Genomic DNA, 17,204 nt, shown 5'->3' with positions numbered 1-17,204 from the left:
GAGATGGGCGGAGCTGACGCGCGGATCGTCCGCAACACCGCACTGGTGATTCTCGCGCTGGTGGCGCTGCGGCTCGTCGCGGCCGCCGTCACGCCGATCACCTTCGACGAAGCCTATTACTGGATGTGGTCGAGGAACCTCGCCGGTGGTTATTACGACCACCCGCCGATGGTCGCCTACGTCATCCGCGCCGGCACCATGATCGCCGGCGACACCGAGCTCGGTGTCCGCCTGGTCTCGATCCTGCTCGCGCTGCCGATGAGCTATGCGATCTACCGCTCTGCCGCGATCCTGTTCGGTGGCGCCCGGGTCGCGGCGACCAGCGCCATCCTGCTCAATGTGACGCTGCTGGCCTCGGTCGGCACGCTGATCGTGACGCCTGATGCGCCGCTGCTGGTCGCCTCCAGCTTCGTGCTGTTCTTCCTCGCCAAGGTGCTCGAGACCGGCCGCGGCGCCTGGTGGCTTGCGGTCGGCGTCGCGGTCGGCGCGGCGCTGCTGTCGAAATACACCGCGATGTTCTTTGGCGCGGCCATCCTGATCTGGCTCGCGTCCGTGCCGAAGCTCAGGCCGTGGTTTCTCTCGCCCTGGCCCTATCTCGGCGGTCTCGTTGCGCTGGCGCTGTTCTCGCCGGTGATCCTCTGGAACGCCGATCATCAATGGGTCTCGTTCGCAAAGCAGCTCGGGCGTGCGAAGATCGAGGACTTCCGGCCGGTCTTCATCGCCGAGCTGATCCCGACCCAGATCGCGTTCGCGACGCCGCTGGTCTTCATTCTCGGGGCGATGGGCCTGCACGCGCTGACCTGGCACCGGGCCGGCGCGCTGGCCTCGCGCGTGCTGATCGAGACGATGTTCTGGACCATCGTCGTCTATTTCGTCTGGCATTCGCTGCATGCCCGTGTCGAGGCCAACTGGTTCGCGCCGGTCTATCCGCCCTTCGTGCTGGCGGCCGCGGCCGCCGGCAATCTCGTGCAGTGGAAGCCGCGCACGCGGCGCCTGGCAGATTTCTGCCTGCGCTGGGCCGCGCCCACCGGCATCGTGATGTTTGCGGCGCTTATCGTGCAGGCCAACACCGGCTGGCTATCCGGCTATCGCCGCGACGCGACGGTGCGCAGCGTTGGCGTCGGCTGGCGCGAGCTGGCCGCGGGAATCGAAGCCGAGCGCGCGCGCAATGGTGCGACCTGCGTGCTTGCACCCGATTACGGCACCACGGGCTGGCTCGCCTTCTATCTGCCGCGCGGCACCTGCGTGGTGCAGCAGAACCAGCGCATCCGCTGGGTCAACATGCCCGAGCCCGATCCGAGGCTGCTCGCCGGCAAGCTGCTCTATGTCGACGAACTGCGCGGCGAAGGACATTCCGCGCTCAACGACCTTTTTGCGAAGGTGACGCAAATCGCGCAATTGCAGCGCAAGCGCGGCCCGCTCGTGATCGAAACCTACGGCATCGATCTGCTGGAAGGCGCCAGGGGCGACGTGCTCGACCGCTCGCCGCCGCCGGAGACGCGGTAGTTTGTCGTCCCGGCGAAGGCAGGGACCCATACCGCGTGATCTATCGATGCGCGTTGGTATCCGTACCGCGTGAGGACCGTTCACCGCTATCCTTCGCCACATGGCTGCCTGTGGTTATGGGTCCCGGCTTCCGCCGGGACGACAGCGGAGTTCGGCGGGCAGCTGTTGCCTCAATCGATCATCTCGGCCCCAGTCGCCGTCTCGCCCGGCTTGCTCTCGTCGCGCCAGAACCAGACGGCGACGGTGCCGGAGCGGCCGCGGACCTGCGTGCGCAGGGGGCCTCTCAACGAACTGTGGGCATCGCCGAGGTAGTCGGCCGCATCCAGTAGCGTATCGCTCAGTGCGAGCCGCGCGCCGTTCTGAGCCGCGACCTCCATCAGCCGGTTCGCGACGTTGACGGTATCCCCGTTTGCCGTGATGTGCTGGTGGCTCTCGCCGAGACGGGAGGCGACGATCGGGCCGAAATGCGCGCCGATCTTGAAGCCGAGGCGGCGGCCAATCGCTGATGGCAGCGATGCCATCCAGCGCTCGACGCTGCGATGCAGGTCGATCGCGCATTTCAGCGCGCGTGCCGCGTCATCCGGCGTTGCCTCTGGCAGGCCGAACAGGATCATGGCGCCATCGCCGAGAAAGCTGATGATCACGCCGCCGCAATCGACCGCGGTCTTGTCGATCAGCACATGGAACGCTTTCAGGATGTCCTGAAGATCGTCCGGATCGGTCCGTTCGCTGAGCCCGGTGAAACCCGAGAGATCGATGAAGACGACGGCCGCATCCTGCCGGACCGGCTTTGCCAGGAAATCGGGATCCCGCGCCAGCCACTCCCGTACGGCCGGCGCCTGGAACTGCGCCAACGACCTGGTCTTGGCGGTGAGATATTGCGCCTTGCGGCCACCGGCCCACAGCTGCACGCCGGCAAAGACCGCAACCGGCGGTACCGTCGCTGCAAGCGCGGTCGCAGCGTTCAGCCAGAGGCCGTGCGTGAAGGCGAACAGGTTGAGGCCAGCCCAGGCGATCATCACGACGGCCGCCGCGACAATGCCGAGCGCGCTGCGTTGCCAGGCGAGCAGGCCGACCAGCAGCACCGGCAACAGGATCGCCGTGAGCGCGTCCGCGATATGAACCTTGTGGTCGCGCGTGATGCCGTCGCCGGCGACGAGATGCGTGATCGCAGTGGAGATCACTTCGACGCCGGGCATGAGGGAATCGAACGGCGTCGGATAGAAGTCGCCGCCGCCGGCGACCGAGGCGCCGATCACCACGATCCGGTTCTCGATCGCCGCGCGATTGAGCGTGCCGTCGAAGATGCTCTGCGCGCTGACGGTGCGGATGGTGCGGCGCGGGCCGTAATAGGTGATCGGCAGCGCGAAGTTGCTGTCGGTCGGCACCGCGCGATCGCCCAGCATGAGATGGTCCGGCGCGATCGTCAGCGGCTTGTCGAGCGCGCGGGTTGCGACGCGCAAGGGGAACGAAAGCTCGACCTTGTCGTGGGTCCTGAACAGCATCGGCACCGCGAGCGGTGAGCCCGATTGCCCGGTGGCGACGTTGACGACGCCGACCTCGGCATGGTCGGCGAACGCCGGCAGCGGCAGCAGGAAACGTTCGGCTTGGGGCAGGACGGCGAGGGGGCCTTCGCTGCTTGGGGTCACGGTCTCGCTGGCGCTCGGAAAGATCGCCGCGGCGGCAAGCACCATCGGACCCGTGGAGAGCGTGTTGGCGAGCGTAGCATCGCCGATCGCGGCGCTGCGGTCGACCAGCAAGAGGTCGATGGCGACGACCTTCGGCTTGAACTGCACGATTGTGTCGACGATGCGGGCGAGATCGGCGCGCGGCAGCGGATAGCTGCCGCCGCGTTTGACGACGGTGTCGTCGATCGCGACGATGGTGACGAGATCGGGCGGCGCCTGCACGCCACGGACCTGCGTTCGCCAATCCGTCAGCGTCGCCTCGAGGCGATCGAGAAAGCGCAGATGACCGTTGGCGTGAGCGGCATAGATACCGGCGCCCCACAGCGCGGTGAGGACAAGAGGCACCACAGTCTGAACGCGTCTAGTCATTACGCCATGCAATCTTCTTTATCGCCCGGGCCTTGGTGCGCGGGTCTCAATTGTCGGGGTCTTGTTGACCCGGCCTTATTGACCCAGTCTCGCCATCAGCGCATCGACGCGCGGCCGGCCCCATGTCTTGACGGTCAATGGACCGGTCGCCTCGACATCGACGCCTTCCCCCGGGCCGAGCACGACGCCGCGCCCGCGACCCTTGCGGCTCACGCCGACACGGCCGTCGGCAACGAAGACCGCGGTTTTCGCCTCTGCGACATCGACGGCCCATTTGGTGCCGCGCACTGCGGCGATCGCCTGCGGTGTCAGCACCTTGAAGGGGTTGCCGCCGGGCTTCCTGGGCACCTCGACAAGCAGCGCCTTGCTGCTCAACTCCACGGAGTCAATATGTCCGTCGCGGTTGGCGTCCTTAAGTTCAAACCTGGCGCCATTCTCCGTGACAATCGTGATGCCGTTGTCGCAGCGCCAGGTCTGGGTTCCGGCTGCGGATGGCGACGGCGTGCAACCTGTATTGGCCGGCTGCGCAGCCGCGTATCCCGTCAACAACAACGACCACGCCAGACTGAAAAATCCAGCGCCTGCGATCCCTCTCATGCCAGCCTCCATTTGCGTGCTCGGCACAGTTCAAGGCGATGCTGATACGGTACCGTATCACACGCAGAGGCTGCTGAATAGTGCCGCCTCTCGCAGTTATTTTCGCGCTGCGGCATTTTCCAGATCCCGATGCGATCAACTTTCAGTCAGTGCGCCGCGCCGCGTGAGCGCCAATCTTTCCACTCCGTGCAAGCGGTGAGAGGCGAAGATTGAGATGGTGCGCACCAGCCTCGCGCAATGCTTCCCCGTTATCATCAGGGCATTGAAGACCACGAAAATGACTTGGTTGGTGTGCCTAGAGAGGTGGCCGTAAGACGTCCGCTGGTCGCCCCGATCCAGCCAAGAATTATGGTTAACAGACGCGACTAAGTCCGTAGTTCTGCGGGCTTTTTTCTCAGAATGAGACAGCGTTAGCGAGTTGCCCCACATCCGCCCGAACTTAATCCGCATTTAACTAAAAGTCGCCTTAATGACGCTCCGACCCTCTGCGAGATGCTGTTCCCGGATCGTGACCAGCGGCACTTCGAAGGGGGACTTAGTGACACCGTCCTGGACGCAAGGCGAATGAGTACGAGTATCGCTGCGCAGAGTAACGCGGCACGGAAGTCCAAGAATTTCTCAAAGAAATCTTCGCGGAAATCTTCCCGGAAAATGACCACCACCAATTGGCTTGGCGCCGCCGCGATCGGCTGCCTCGTGATCGGCGCCGCCTGGACCATCCACAGCAACATCTTTGGCGCGAGCGTCTATCCGACCGTCGGCAGCATTGGCTACGACGAGCCCGTGATCAAGCGCGCGCCCACGGTGGCGCTGCGCGAGGCCAGCGAGGCCATCAGGGAGACCTTCGCGCTGCTGCCGGACCGGCTCCAGGTCGCGCCCCCGATCTCGCGCGAGATGTTCAACGAGCGCTTTGCCGCCGCTGCCACCCAGGGCGTGCCGTCGAATGCGGCGAGCGCCGCGCCCGCAGCCCAGGTTGCCGTGGCCAAAGACGCCCCGAAGCAGAGCGTGATCGCGAAGGTCGCGGAAGCGCTGAAGCCGGCTCCCGCAAAGGTCGCTGATGCGGCGAAGGCCAAGCGCGCCCCGGAGGGCCAGATGCAGCTGGCCTCGGCGGATCCGGCCGAGATCGTTCCGGCGCCCGAAGCAAAGCCGAAATCGTTCGCCGACCGCGCCAAGGCCGCGGTGATGTCGATCACCGGGCCGCGCCAGTCGATGGTGGAGAAGCTCTGGGGCAAGCGTGAGCCGTCCGGCGGCCTTCTGGCCTATGCCTCGGCCGATGCCAGCGTGACCTCGGCCATCGCGCCGAAGGAGCAGAACCCGATGTTCGGCGGCGCGCCGCCCTATGAGCGCGACACCGCCGTCTACGACATCACCGCCAAGACGGTTTACCTGCCGGATGGTACCAAGCTCGAGGCGCATTCCGGCCTCGGCTCCAATCTCGACGATCCGCGCTCGCAGCGCACCCGCATGCGCGGCGTGACCCCGCCGCACATCTACACGCTGAAGCCGCGCGAAGCGCTGTTCCACGGCGTGCCGGCGCTGCGCCTGACCCCGATCGGCGGCGAGAGCGCAATCTACGGCCGCGACGGTCTGCTCGCGCACACCTTCATGCTCGGGCCGAACGGCGACTCCAACGGCTGCGTGTCGTTCAAGGACTATTACGCGTTCCTCGACGCCTATCGCAACAAGGGCATCCGCAAGCTCGCGGTGCTGGCGCGGGTGGAGTGATCGGCCTCTAAAGCATGCTCCGGAAGATTGCGAAGCGGTTTTCCGGAAAGATCATGCGCAAACAACAACCTCAAGCGCGATGACGATTTATCCGAGCATCATCGCGCTTTAGGCCGCCATGGTCTTGCGCAGCGCCATCTCGGTCGCGATCGCTTCCTTCACGGCAGGCCGCGCCTGCATGCGTTCGAGATAGGCCGACAGCGACGGCCATTGCCCGACGTCGATCCCTGCGGGACGGAGCAGCAGCAAGGCCCAGGTCAGATGAGCATCCGCGACGGTGAAGCTGTTGCCGACGAGGAAGTCGCGGTCGGCAAGATGCGCGGACGGCACCGACAAGGTCTGCGGAATTCGTGCGCGCGGCTTGGCGAGCGAACCGTCGTCCTTGTACCAGAAGGTGGGAAACAGGAACGCCTTGTGGATCTCGGCGCCGATGAAGCTCAGCCATTCCTGCAGGCGATAGCGGTCGGGATCGCCGAACCGCGGCGCGAGGGCCGTTTCCGGTTTCCGGTCGGCGATATATTGCAGCACCGCCGCGCATTCGGTCAGCCGCTCCCCGTTCTCAAGCACGAGGACCGGCACCGCCCCCTTCGGCGATACGCCGCGGAAGTCGCTGTCGTCGTCCATCACCTGCTTGGTCCTGAGATGCACCAGATGATAGCGTGCGTCGAGGCCTGCTTCCATCAGCGCGATGCGGCTCGCAAGCGAGCAGGCCATCGGTGAGAAATAGAGTTGCAGCATCGCGTTGCTCCGTTACTTCAATGCATCGCCGCGCGCGATGATGGCGAAGCGGTCGGATAGCTCGGCGAGTGCAACCTCATGGATGGTCCGGGCGTCCAGCGTGCCGCCGCGGCCGTCCGGCAGGTCGCGTGTGGCGCAGGACTCGGCGTCGATCGTCGTGCGAAAGCCGAGATCGAGCGCGGCGCGCGCGGTGGAGCTGATGCACATATGCGTCATGAAGCCGGCCAGCACGATGTTCTTCCGGTCGCTTGCGGCAAGGCGCGCCTGTAAATCAGTGCCGGCAAATGCGTTCGGCAGCTCCTTCTCGATCACCAGCTCGCCGGCACGTGGGCTCAGCTCGGCGACGATGGCGCCGCGCTCAGCGCCGCGATCGAACAGGCTGCCGGCCTTGCCGCGATGGGCAATATGGATGATCGCAGCTCCGCTCTCTCGTGCCCGTGCCAGCAGCGCAGCTGCCCGCGTGATCGCAGGTCTCGCGCCGGGCAAAGCGAGAGGACCTGCAAGATATTCGTTCTGGATATCGATCAGCACCAGCGCGGCGTCGGCAAGACGTGGCGGGTTGAGATCGGCACCGGCGAGCTGCAGCAGGGTCTTTGCGGTCGTCATGGTCTTGGAAATCTCCGGAGCAGAAGGTGCGACAAACATAGCTCCGGGAAGGCCTGCCGATATGCAGGGATATTGCAGCGGGTAGCTGCGATATTGCAGGCTAGGCCCGGTCGGTATAACCTCACGCAATGAACTGGGACGATCTGCGCATCATCGCCGCCGTCAGGGACGAGGGCACCTATGCGGGCGCCAGCGCGCGGCTGCGCATCGACGAGACGACGGTCGGGCGCAGGCTGTCGCGCATCGAGCGTACGCTCGGTTTGCGCTTGTTCGAAGCCGCCGACGGCGCCCGCAGGCCGACGCGGAGTTGCGAGGCGGTGCTGGCGCATGTCGAGGCGATGGCCGCGCATGCCGCCGAGATCGGTCGCCTCAGTGAGAGCCTGGACGGTCCGGTGGGACGCCTGCGCATCGCCTCCACCAACACGGTCGCCGAGGAGGTGCTGTCGCCGCGCGCGAGCGAATTCCTGCGCGTCAATCCCGGCCTGACGCTGCAATTCCTCACCTCGAGCGAGAACGTAAAATTCTCGCGGTGGGAGGCCGATCTTGCCATCCGCCTGCGTAAACCCGACAAGGGCGACTTCGCGATCTCAAGGCTCGGCGAAATCCGGATCTATTATTTCGAGCCGGTGACGACCGAGGGGGAGCCGATGCTGTGCGCCTATCCGGACGAGCTCGGGGCCATTCCCGAGATGCAATTCCTGCGCACGAAGAAGGCCCGCGCGCGCTGCGTCACCGACAACGTTCGCGTCATCCGTAACCTGATCCGCGCGCATCAGGCCGCCGGCGTGCTGCCGGAGTATGTTTGCGCGGATCTGCTCGGTGATCGCCGGCTGCGCGCCACGCTGCTGCCGAAGCGCCGCGACGTCTGGCTGCTCGTGCAAAACCATCTCAAGCGCGACGCCGCAACGCGTGTGACGATCGACTGGGTGAGGGCGTGCTTCCAGGAGATGTCGCGCAGTTGACACGATGTCTCGGTGTGACGATCGCGCCACCGAGCGCACGCTGCGGCGAAAAATCTTGCGCCTGCCTCTTGCAACCCGAACGTGCCTGGTCTATTAGCGCCGTCCTTCGCTAGGCCATGGGTTCGGGCTCTCTGAGATCCCGACTGGCGCGGGTCGGTCTGCGGCTTCGTGTTCCGCCGAATGAAGGCGAAACGCAGGATGTAGCTCATGGAGAGCGTCGGGCTGAACGCCCGAAGGCATCGGTTCGATTCCGGTCTCTTGCACCAAGGGATAGCTCAGTTTGGTAGAGCAGATGACTGTTAATCATCGTGACGCGGGTTCGAATCCCGCTCCAGCGCTCCGTTTCAGCCTGAAAAGCTGATACCTCTGACGAGGACCGGACGCGCGCTTCAGTCGCGGTCCGGCCGTTTGCCGCAAGGCTTTCCGTCCGAACCTAGACACTGTGAGACCGGCTTTGCGCCGCGGGTTGATACCGTTTGCGCTGATGCCGGGTGGCTCCGCGTGGCCGCGCGACACACCTCGCGCGATCGCGCGCGTGCGCCCGTCGTCACGCACGCTCAAGCCCCGGCCCGCCGATGTCATGGGAAGCGTCGTCCGCGTCCTCACGTCCTTTGCAAACCAAACCTGCTGCCCGGCATCCGGCCGGGCGCAAACGAAGGAGGCGTGCCATGAGCCGGCATTTGCTGATGCTGAACGTGACGGTGAAGGATGGCGAGCGTGCGTTGCTGATGCGCAACGGGCGGCTCGTGCGCGTGCTCGCGCCCGGCAAGCACCGGCTGTTCGATCCCCTGCACGAGCTGAAGGCTGAAGTGCTCGACGTGGTCCGCAGCGAATTTCCTGCGGAGCGCTACGCGGTGCTGAAGGCCGCGCGGCCCGATCTTGCCGCCGAGCTGTTCGAGGCGGTCGAGACCGGGGCGGACGACGTCGCCATCGTCAGCCTCGACGGCCGGCCTGTGCATCTCATGACGCCCTGGCAGGTGCGCGTCTACTGGAAGGTCGCAACGAGCATCGATGTCGAGCGCATCGATGTGTCGAGCGATCCCAAGGTCAGCGCGCGGCATCTGGCCATGATCGAGCGCAACCGCTCGGCCGTGACCTCGGAGACCGTGGTCGAGAACCACGAGGCGGGCCTGCTCTATGTCGAGGGCCGGCTCGTGGAGCGGCTCACGCCGGGCCGGCACGCCTTCTGGACCGTCGGCCGCAAGATCGAGGTGAAGCGCCTCGACCTGCGGCCCCAGGCGGTCGAGATCACCGCGCAGGAAATGCTGACCAAGGATCGCATCGCGCTGCGGGTGACGCTGACGGCGTTCCGTAAGGTGGTCGATCCTGAGCGCACGGTTGCGACCGTGCCCGACGTGGATGCGTGGCTGTACCGCCTGGTGCAGTTCGCGATCCGCGAGGCGGTGGCGGGCCGGACGCTGGACGAGGTGCTGTCTGCAAAGGCGGCGCTGGATGCGGAGCTGCGCGACTATGTGCGCGCACGCGTCGCGGAGTCCGGTGCCGAGGTGACCGAACTCGGCGTCAAGGACGTGATCCTGCCCGGCGAGATCCGGGAGCTGGTGAACAAGGTGGTGGAGGCGGAGCGGGTCGCGAAGGCGAACCTGATCCGCCGGCAGGAGGAGACCGCGGCAACGCGTTCGCTCCTGAACACCGCCCGCCTGATGGAGGAGAACCCCTTGCTGCTGCGGCTCAAGGAGCTGGAGTCGCTGGAGCGGCTGGTCGAGAAGGTTGGCCGCATCGACCTCCACGCCGGTGACGGCCAGGGCCTCGATGCCCTCCTGACCCGGCTCGTGCGCCTGAAGGCGCCCGAGAGCGCGTGAAACAGAAGGGCCGCCCACGGGCGGCCCTTCACATCTGGTATTGGCATCGCCCTGCGGTGAACGCAGTCCGCACGGCGCGCGACCAATTTGCAGGTTCGCAGGGGATTGCACGCGCGCACAGGTTGCGTAATCTCGCGACAGTTGATCAGGGCAGGCGCATGAGCACGTTTCAGGACACCATCCGTCCCTCGGTGCGATCCAGCGAATGGAAGGCGATCGTCGTTCTGATCCTGCTGATCCCGGTACTGTGGTCGCCGCCGTTCCTGGTTCGCTTCTTCCTGTACCAGCCGTTCAACATCCCGTCCGGCTCGATGAGGCCGACCCTGGTGGTCGGCGACTACGTCTTCGCCGCCAAATACGCCTATGGCTACGGCCGCTATTCCTTCCCCGTCGCGCCGTCCTGGATCTCGGGCCGCTTCTTTGCCGCCGACCCCGAATACGGCGACATCGTCGTGTTTCGCACGCCAAAGGACAATTCGGTCGACTACGTCAAGCGCGTGGTCGGGCTGCCGGGCGACCGCGTGCAGATGCGGGCAGGGCAGCTCGTCCTCAACGACCGTCCGGTGACGCGCGTGGCGCTGAACGAGGCGTTTTCCGCCTCCGCCTGCGGGACTGCCGAGACCAAGGTCAAGCGCTGGCATGAGACGCTGCCGAACGGAGCGAGCTATGTGACCTACGACTGCGTCGACAATGGCTTCCTCGACAACACCAACGTCTACACGGTGCCGCCGGGACATTTCTTCGTGCTCGGCGACAACCGCGACAATTCCACCGACAGCCGCATGATGAGCGCGATGGGCTTCATCCCGATGGACAATCTGATCGGCAAGGTGACGCGGATCTTCTGGTCGCTCGACGAGAACGGCGAGCCGCACATCGAGCGGCTGGGCAAGGTGGAATGAGGGGGCCTTCTCGCCGGTCATTCCGGGGCAGCGCGAAGCGCTGAGCCCGGAATCCGTTAATCTGCAAGCTCAGCTCGCAATTTGTGGAGAGAGGTCGATCCACTGAGGATTCTTCTCCTCAATAAGCCGGACCTTCCATTGTCGCCGCCACTTCTTCAATTCCTTCTCGCGGGTGATTGCGGTGATAGGATCGTCGTAGATCTCGAACCAGACAAGCCTGTCGACGGAATACCGTTTGCTAAACCCGGCAACGACCTTGGTCTTATGCTCGTGGATGCGCCGCACGATGTCGTTCGTTACGCCGAGATAGAGCGTGCCGTATTTTTTGCTGGCGAGGAGGTAGACGTAATACACCATGAGCAAGCGGTGAAATGGATTCCGGGCTCGCGACTTCGTCGCGCCCCGGAATGACCGCATTTACTACTTTTGCGTGTATCATTCAAAAACAAAAACCCCGGCATCGCTGCCGGGGTTTCGCATTCGCATCGTGCCTGAACGGCTGGATCAGAAGTCCATGCCGCCCATGCCGCCGCCGGGGGGCATCGCCGGGCCGGCGCCGCCCTTCTTGGGCAGCTCGGCGACCATGGCTTCCGTGGTGATCAGGAGCGCGGCCACCGAGGCTGCGTTCTGGATCGCGGTACGGACCACCTTGGTCGGGTCGATGATGCCCTTCTTGACGAGATCGGCATATTCGCCGGTCTGGGAGTCGAAGCCGTAATTGTAGGCCTTGTTCTCCAGGATCTTGCCGACGATCACCGAGCCGTCTTCACCGGCGTTGATCGCGATCTGGCGAGCGGGAGCCGACAGCGCCTTGCGCACGATCTCGACGCCGGTCTTCTGGTCGTCGTTCTTGGTGCGCAGGCCCTTGAGCTGCTCGGAGGCACGGAGCAGGGCGACGCCGCCGCCCGGGACGATGCCTTCTTCCACAGCCGCGCGGGTCGCATGCATCGCGTCATCAACGCGATCCTTGCGCTCCTTCACCTCGACCTCGGTCGCGCCGCCGACGCGGATCACCGCGACGCCGCCAGCGAGCTTGGCGAGACGCTCCTGGAGCTTCTCACGGTCGTAGTCCGAGGTGGTCTCCTCGATCTGCGCCTTGATCTGGGCAACGCGCGCCTCGATGTCGGCCTTCTTGCCGGCGCCGTTGACGATCGTGGTGTTCTCCTTGTCGATCATCACCTTCTTGGCGCGACCGAGCATGTTGAGCGTGACGTTCTCGAGCTTGATGCCGAGGTCTTCCGAGATCGCCTGGCCGCCGGTCAGGATCGCGATGTCCTGCAGCATGGCCTTGCGGCGATCGCCGAAGCCCGGAGCCTTGACGGCCGCGACCTTCAGGCCGCCGCGCAGGCGGTTCACGACCAGGGTCGCGAGCGCTTCGCCTTCGACGTCCTCGGCGACGATGACCAGCGGCTTGCCGGTCTGCACCACGGCCTCGAGCAGCGGCAGCAGCTCGTTCAGCGAGGAGAGCTTCTTCTCGTTGATGAGGATGTAGGCGTCGTCCATCTCAACGCGCATCTTGTCGGCGTTGGTGACGAAGTAGGGCGAGATGTAGCCGCGGTCGAACTGCATGCCCTCGACGACGTCGAGTTCGGTCTCGAGCGACTTGGCTTCCTCGACGGTGATGACACCCTCGTTGCCGACCTTCTTCATGGCGTCGGAGAGGAACTTGCCGATCTCCTGGTCGCCGTTGGCCGAGATGGTGCCGACCTGGGCGATCTCCTCGTTCGAGGTGACCTTCTTGGAGTTCTTCTGCAGGTCCGCAACCACGGCCTCGACCGCGAGATCGATACCGCGCTTGAGGTCCATCGGGTTCATGCCGGCGGCAACCGACTTGGCGCCTTCCTTCACGATTGCCTGGGCGAGGACGGTTGCGGTGGTGGTGCCGTCGCCGGCCGCGTCAGCGGACTTGGAGGCGACTTCGCGCACCATCTGGGCGCCCATGTTCTCGAACTTGTCGTCGAGCTCGATCTCCTTGGCGACGGTGACGCCGTCCTTGGTGATGCGGGGAGCGCCGAACGACTTGTCGAGCACGACGTTGCGGCCCTTCGGACCGAGCGTGACCTTCACCGCGTTGGCGAGAACGTCGACGCCGCGCAGCATCTTGTCGCGCGCTTCAACCGAGAATTTGACTTCTTTGGCTGCCATCTCGAATTTTCCTTGGATGATGTTTGACTGGAGGGAGGAGAGGGGCTCTTAAGCCGCCTTCTTCTTGGACTCGCTGACTTCGAGAACGCCCATCACGTCGCTCTCCTTCATGATCAGCAGGTCCTGGCCGTCGATCTTGACTTCGGTGCCGGACCACTTGCCGAACAGCACGCGGTCGCCGACCTTCAGGTCGATCGGGATCAGCTTGCCGGCCTCGTCGCGGCCACCGGGGCCAACGGCGACGACTTCGCCCTGGGAGGGCTTTTCCTTGGCAGTGTCGGGAATGATGATGCCGCCAGCGGTCTTCTCTTCTGCGTCGATGCGCTTGACCACGACGCGGTCGTGAAGCGGACGGAATTTCATGCAGTCCTCCTAAACATTTGCACGAGTTGAGGATTTTGAATTGTTAGCAGTCGATGCCCGTGAGTGCTAGCACGAGCGAGATTGAAATAGGACAGGAATTTTGCGGGGGCAAGGGCTTCTAGCAGAAAAATCAGCACCCGGAAGCGGGGACTGCCAGAATCTCTTTCCCATCGTTAACCAGCCTTGGAGACCGCTTCGAGGCTCCCTCGGGGACCGTATTAGCACGGGGGCATGTCTGCTGCTAACGCATTGAATTTCAACAGCTTGTTAAACTTTTGAGCTTGAGATGGGTTGTCAGTTTGCGTCACATTTCTCTCATGTGAGCGCATCTCCACCGGGTGGCTCGTAAGCAGCGTACCGGAAAGCCACCCCCAGAATGCGCTCCTGCAAAGGAGGTTGGCATGGGACTGCGGGTTGGGGGCGTTTCCGAGGACTTCCGGAAACAGATGCTGGGCTACGGGCTGACGACGGCACAAATTCTCTACCGGATGCCGGATCATCCCTCGCTGCTCCAGACCTATGTCTGGCAGAACTACGACATGTTTCCGAAATTTCCCGCGCTGACCGACTTTCTGGCCTTCTGGCAGGAGAAGCTCGACGGTCCCTTGTTCTCGGTGACGGTCGCCCATTCCAAGCTGATCAAGCCCGCCGAGCTGCGCGCCGTCGACGGCGTGTTCCGGCTGCATTGAGGGCGAGCCCCGATCTCGTCGCACCAGCCTCGCAGGGTGGGCAAAGGCGCGCTCTTCGCGCCGTACCCACCATCCCACCGCGATCGCAGCTGGCGATGGTGGGCACGCATCCGGCGTCGCTCTTCGAGCTATGGCGGACAAGCCGCTTTGCCCAACCCTGTGAACGCGCTATCTGCTCGACCGGTGCCTGAGGGTCATCAAGCGCCGCTGCTGCAATAGCGCTTCCACATCGCGCGATAGGCCTCGTCCACCGCTTGCGCGTAGGCGACCGGGTTGCAGGCGGCCGCAGCGCGCACCTGTCCGGGCAGTGCGTGGCGCAACTCGTCGAGGTCGCCGAGCTCAGCCGCACGGCTCACCGCGATGTCGACATAGGCCTCCTCGCTGTCCGTCACCCAGTCCGGCAGGCCAAGCGCGGTAAGGATGGAGCCGGCGGCACGGCTGGGCAGGCTCTGCCCGAGCTTGGCCACCACCGGCACGCCCATCTGCAAGGCTTCCAAAGTGCTGACGCCGCCATTCTGCGGGAACGGGTCGAGGGCAATATCGACGCGATTGAACGCTGCCAGATGATCGATGCGCAAGGTGGTTCCGAGCAGATCGACGCGTTCGGCCGGCACGCCGCAAGCTGCAAGCCGCGCCAGCAGATTGTCGCGGACCAGTTGATCGTCCAGCGCAACATCCTTGATCAGCAGTCGCGACCCCGGCACCCGCTCGAGAATCCGGGACCAGGCTTTCGCGGCCTGGTCCGAAATCTTGCTGATGCGGTTGAAGACACCGAATGTGACGAAGCCGTTCGAGATCGCCGGCGTTGACGTCTGCGCAAGCTCGATCGGCAGTGGCTCCAGCGTCACAAAGCACGGCAGATCGACGATCGTTTCCGCAAACAGATGCCGGACCGCGGGAGGAATCGCGACCGGGTCCGAGAACAGATAATCGATCGTCGGCAGCCCGGTGCCGGTGCCGTGACCCCAGCCATGGGCCTGGATCGGCGCCGGCTTGCGTGCAAATACGCTGAGGCGGTTTCCCTTGGTGTGGCCGGACAGATCGATCAGGATATCGATGCCATCGGCGCGGATCTCGGCATCGAGGCGATCGTCGTTCCATTGCGAGGCATCGCGCCAGCGATCGGCGATCTTTCGGAATTCGGCGGTCGCCGGATCTTCTTTCGACGAACAGGAGTAGCACACGACCTCAAACTGTGTCCGGTCGTGGTATTGCAGGACCGGCTTGAATATGAACGCGGCCGAATGCGCGTTGAAGTCCGCCGAGACATAGCCGAGCACCAGTGGGCGATCCGGATCGCGGCTGTTATCGTACGCTTCCACCGCTCGTGAAGCGAACGTCTTGCCGATCCGCTCCCACCAGACCTGCCGCGCCTGCTGATGCTGCTCGACGCTGGCATCGGCCGCGAAATCGAGCGTGAATATCTTGTTGGAGATGGCGCCTGGGAAGTCAGGCTCGATCTCGAGCGCTCTGTCGTAACTGGCCAGGGCTTCGTCGACCCGCCCAAGTGCGGAGAGACAAATGCCCCGGACCAAATGAGCTTGAGCGGCATCGGGATCGAGCGCGATAGCTCTCTCACTATCCTTCAATGCTTCGGCGATTTGCGGGATCTGGAGCCAGACACAGGCGCGCCCGAGCCACCCGTTCATCTCGTCGGGCGCCAGGGCGATTGCCCGATTGCAATCCGCCATGGCGTCGTCAAATCGCAGAAGTTCCTGCAATGCGATGGCGCGGTTCGCCAGCGCCGAGGCATAGTCGGGCTTGATCGACAGCGCGCGGTTCAGGCTTGCGATGGCCTCGTCGTAATTGCGCAGACGGCAGAGCACCCAACCCCGGCCATTGTGGGCTTCGGCAAGTTTTCCGTCGATTGCGAGCGCCTTGTCGTAGCAATCGAGCGCTTGCTGAAGATCGAGGGTCACGCTCGCGTTGCCGAGATTGGACAGGGCTACGGCGAAGTTGGGGCGCAGGGCGAGGGCCCTTCGATAGCTCTCGCGGGCCTCGTCGTGACGTCGCAGCTTGTTCAGTGCGATGCCCCGGCTCATGTGAGCATCGGCAGATTGCGGATCCACGGCAACCGCCCGGCTCAGCAGAATTTCGGCTTCCTGATAGTTCTTGGCATCAGACTCCAGACTGCCGAGCATATGCAGCGCGATGAACTGGTTGGGCGCAAGCTGCAAGACCTGGCGGTAGCCGGCCCGGGCCTCGGAGAGAAGCCCTTGCTTGTGCAGCTGGAGGGCCAGCCCGAGCAATGGCAGCACTTCGGCTTTCTGTCGCTTTTGAAGCCGGGCATTGTGAAATGCACGCTGACCTACGCTGTTGCTCATCAATCAATCCCCCAGAATCTCTTATGGGAGATTAAGTCGGCGAGGGCGCGAATACGAGACGACGGCCGTTCGTGACGACAGCTTCGGGCAAGCTACGAGCGGTTGTGGTCATCGCGTTGACTGGCCCGCAATTGCTGCCCGGTCCAGGACTGGCTAATCTACCGTTGGGTTGTCCCCGTCCGGCGGGCGCGGCTCAGATCAGGGAGACAGACAATGGCCAGGCAAAAGGCATCAAGACCCGCAACCAAGACCGCGGTCAAGAAGCGGAGCGGCACCAAGGCGGCGGCGCGATCCTCGGCGCGCAAGGCGGTGAAGACAAAGGCGCGCGCGGCCGCACCGAAGAAGCCGGCGCGCCCCAGGCAGCGCATCGCGATCAGCCATCATCGCGAAGAAGACTTCAAGGCCGACGGCCTGCGTGCCTACGCAAAATACCGCGACCTCGGCATTGCCGCTGCGACCCATGGCCTGGCGCAGGCGCACGTGATACGCCTGCAAGGCCCCTGCGATCCGGCGGAGGTCTCGAAGCTGCACTTCCACGACGTCGAATTCCAGATGGTCTATGTGCTCAAAGGCTGGGTGAAGACCTACATGGACGGGCAGGGCGAGACCTTGATGAAGCAAGGCAGCGCCTGGACCCAGCCCCCGAAGATCAAGCACATGATCCTGGATTATTCGGACGATGTGGAGCTGCTGGAGGTGATCCTGCCGGCGGAGTTCAAGACGGTGGAGTTGAAGGCGTAAGGGGCTGCGGAAAGAGCGCGCCGGTCTCT

Annotated in this window: 15 protein-coding genes and 2 tRNA genes; 9 read left to right on the top strand and 8 right to left on the bottom strand. The window is 64.3% G+C overall.

The window, feature by feature from the left end; translation table 11 throughout:
- The first annotated feature begins 3 nt into the window (after positions 1–3).
- Entirely contained in the window at positions 4–1,506 is a 1,503-nt protein-coding gene (locus A5906_RS38720; protein ID WP_080140321.1) for a glycosyltransferase family 39 protein, read from the top strand.
- Between the two features lie 170 nt (positions 1,507–1,676).
- Here A5906_RS38720 and A5906_RS38715 read toward each other — a convergent pair whose 3' ends face one another.
- Positions 1,677–3,563, bottom strand: coding sequence for a CHASE2 domain-containing protein (locus tag A5906_RS38715; RefSeq protein WP_080140320.1), 1,887 nt, complete (start codon positions 3,561–3,563; stop codon positions 1,677–1,679).
- Between the two features lie 75 nt (positions 3,564–3,638).
- The gene (locus A5906_RS38710) at positions 3,639–4,160 is read right to left on the bottom strand and encodes a FecR domain-containing protein (RefSeq protein ID WP_080140425.1); all 522 of its coding nucleotides are present in this window, start codon (positions 4,158–4,160) and stop codon (positions 3,639–3,641) included.
- 651 nt (positions 4,161–4,811) lie between these two features.
- Between A5906_RS38710 and A5906_RS38705 the strand changes: the two genes are divergently transcribed.
- Entirely contained in the window at positions 4,812–5,885 is a 1,074-nt protein-coding gene (locus A5906_RS38705) for a DUF2778 domain-containing protein (RefSeq protein WP_080140319.1), read from the top strand.
- Positions 5,886–5,993: 108 nt separating this feature from the next.
- Here A5906_RS38705 and A5906_RS38700 read toward each other — a convergent pair whose 3' ends face one another.
- Both A5906_RS38700 and A5906_RS38695 read right to left on the bottom strand, forming a co-directional pair.
- Positions 5,994–6,623 (bottom strand): glutathione binding-like protein, encoded by a 630-nt coding sequence (locus A5906_RS38700; protein WP_080140318.1) that lies wholly within the window; start codon positions 6,621–6,623, stop codon positions 5,994–5,996.
- Between the two features lie 12 nt (positions 6,624–6,635).
- Positions 6,636–7,229, bottom strand: a complete 594-nt coding sequence (locus tag A5906_RS38695; RefSeq protein ID WP_080140317.1) for a cysteine hydrolase family protein — start codon at positions 7,227–7,229, stop codon at positions 6,636–6,638.
- 128 nt (positions 7,230–7,357) lie between these two features.
- Here A5906_RS38695 and A5906_RS38690 point away from each other — a divergent pair, with 128 nt between their 5' ends.
- The 5 genes from A5906_RS38690 (at position 7,358) to lepB (ending at position 10,913) form a co-directional block, all read left to right on the top strand.
- Positions 7,358–8,191 (top strand): LysR family transcriptional regulator, encoded by an 834-nt coding sequence (locus tag A5906_RS38690; RefSeq protein WP_080140316.1) that lies wholly within the window; start codon positions 7,358–7,360, stop codon positions 8,189–8,191.
- 193 nt (positions 8,192–8,384) lie between these two features.
- Positions 8,385–8,457, top strand: a tRNA-Phe gene (locus A5906_RS38685).
- Between the two features lie 2 nt (positions 8,458–8,459).
- A tRNA-Asn gene (locus A5906_RS38680) sits at positions 8,460–8,525 on the top strand.
- Positions 8,526–8,859: 334 nt separating this feature from the next.
- Positions 8,860–10,011, top strand: a complete 1,152-nt coding sequence (locus A5906_RS38675; RefSeq protein ID WP_080140315.1) for a slipin family protein — start codon at positions 8,860–8,862, stop codon at positions 10,009–10,011.
- A gap of 158 nt (positions 10,012–10,169) precedes the next feature.
- The gene (lepB, locus tag A5906_RS38670; protein WP_080140314.1) at positions 10,170–10,913 is read left to right on the top strand and encodes a signal peptidase I; all 744 of its coding nucleotides are present in this window, start codon (positions 10,170–10,172) and stop codon (positions 10,911–10,913) included.
- A 69-nt stretch (positions 10,914–10,982) separates the two neighbouring features.
- On the opposite strand, the gene A5906_RS38665 is transcribed toward lepB, so the two are convergent.
- From A5906_RS38665 to A5906_RS38655, 3 genes are all read right to left on the bottom strand, one after another.
- Complete coding sequence (locus tag A5906_RS38665; protein ID WP_080140313.1) at positions 10,983–11,270, bottom strand: GIY-YIG nuclease family protein; 288 nt, start codon at positions 11,268–11,270, stop codon at positions 10,983–10,985.
- 147 nt (positions 11,271–11,417) lie between these two features.
- Positions 11,418–13,058 carry a chaperonin GroEL gene (groL, locus tag A5906_RS38660; RefSeq protein ID WP_027560140.1) on the bottom strand — a complete coding sequence of 547 codons (1,641 nt, stop codon included), beginning with the start codon at positions 13,056–13,058 and terminating at the stop codon, positions 11,418–11,420.
- A 48-nt stretch (positions 13,059–13,106) separates the two neighbouring features.
- Entirely contained in the window at positions 13,107–13,421 is a 315-nt protein-coding gene (locus A5906_RS38655; protein ID WP_025037205.1) for a co-chaperone GroES, read from the bottom strand.
- A 401-nt stretch (positions 13,422–13,822) separates the two neighbouring features.
- Here A5906_RS38655 and A5906_RS38650 point away from each other — a divergent pair, with 401 nt between their 5' ends.
- Complete coding sequence (locus A5906_RS38650; protein WP_018648592.1) at positions 13,823–14,110, top strand: usg protein; 288 nt, start codon at positions 13,823–13,825, stop codon at positions 14,108–14,110.
- Positions 14,111–14,307: 197 nt separating this feature from the next.
- On the opposite strand, the gene A5906_RS38645 is transcribed toward A5906_RS38650, so the two are convergent.
- Positions 14,308–16,434, bottom strand: a complete 2,127-nt coding sequence (locus tag A5906_RS38645) for an O-linked N-acetylglucosamine transferase, SPINDLY family protein (protein ID WP_080134261.1) — start codon at positions 16,432–16,434, stop codon at positions 14,308–14,310.
- Positions 16,435–16,647: 213 nt separating this feature from the next.
- Between A5906_RS38645 and A5906_RS38640 the strand changes: the two genes are divergently transcribed.
- A complete protein-coding gene (locus tag A5906_RS38640; protein ID WP_080134262.1) occupies positions 16,648–17,175 on the top strand; it encodes a cupin domain-containing protein in 528 nt (175 codons plus the stop codon).
- The last annotated feature ends 29 nt before the right edge of the window (positions 17,176–17,204 follow it).

This window comes from Bradyrhizobium sacchari (assembly GCF_002068095.1).
Taxonomy (GTDB): domain Bacteria; phylum Pseudomonadota; class Alphaproteobacteria; order Rhizobiales; family Xanthobacteraceae; genus Bradyrhizobium; species Bradyrhizobium sacchari.
This window is presented reverse-complemented; position numbering and strand designations above follow the sequence as displayed.

Coding starts and splice junctions, on each gene's coding strand:
- A5906_RS38720 (WP_080140321.1), top strand. CDS start 4: ATGGGCGGAGCTGACGCGCGGATCGTCCGCAACACCGCACTGGTGATT.
- A5906_RS38715 (WP_080140320.1), bottom strand. CDS start 3,563: ATGACTAGACGCGTTCAGACTGTGGTGCCTCTTGTCCTCACCGCGCTG.
- A5906_RS38710 (WP_080140425.1), bottom strand. CDS start 4,160: ATGAGAGGGATCGCAGGCGCTGGATTTTTCAGTCTGGCGTGGTCGTTG.
- A5906_RS38705 (WP_080140319.1), top strand. CDS start 4,812: ATGACCACCACCAATTGGCTTGGCGCCGCCGCGATCGGCTGCCTCGTG.
- A5906_RS38700 (WP_080140318.1), bottom strand. CDS start 6,623: ATGCTGCAACTCTATTTCTCACCGATGGCCTGCTCGCTTGCGAGCCGC.
- A5906_RS38695 (WP_080140317.1), bottom strand. CDS start 7,229: ATGACGACCGCAAAGACCCTGCTGCAGCTCGCCGGTGCCGATCTCAAC.
- A5906_RS38690 (WP_080140316.1), top strand. CDS start 7,358: ATGAACTGGGACGATCTGCGCATCATCGCCGCCGTCAGGGACGAGGGC.
- A5906_RS38675 (WP_080140315.1), top strand. CDS start 8,860: ATGAGCCGGCATTTGCTGATGCTGAACGTGACGGTGAAGGATGGCGAG.
- lepB (WP_080140314.1), top strand. CDS start 10,170: ATGAGCACGTTTCAGGACACCATCCGTCCCTCGGTGCGATCCAGCGAA.
- A5906_RS38665 (WP_080140313.1), bottom strand. CDS start 11,270: ATGGTGTATTACGTCTACCTCCTCGCCAGCAAAAAATACGGCACGCTC.
- groL (WP_027560140.1), bottom strand. CDS start 13,058: ATGGCAGCCAAAGAAGTCAAATTCTCGGTTGAAGCGCGCGACAAGATG.
- A5906_RS38655 (WP_025037205.1), bottom strand. CDS start 13,421: ATGAAATTCCGTCCGCTTCACGACCGCGTCGTGGTCAAGCGCATCGAC.
- A5906_RS38650 (WP_018648592.1), top strand. CDS start 13,823: ATGGGACTGCGGGTTGGGGGCGTTTCCGAGGACTTCCGGAAACAGATG.
- A5906_RS38645 (WP_080134261.1), bottom strand. CDS start 16,434: ATGAGCAACAGCGTAGGTCAGCGTGCATTTCACAATGCCCGGCTTCAA.
- A5906_RS38640 (WP_080134262.1), top strand. CDS start 16,648: ATGGCCAGGCAAAAGGCATCAAGACCCGCAACCAAGACCGCGGTCAAG.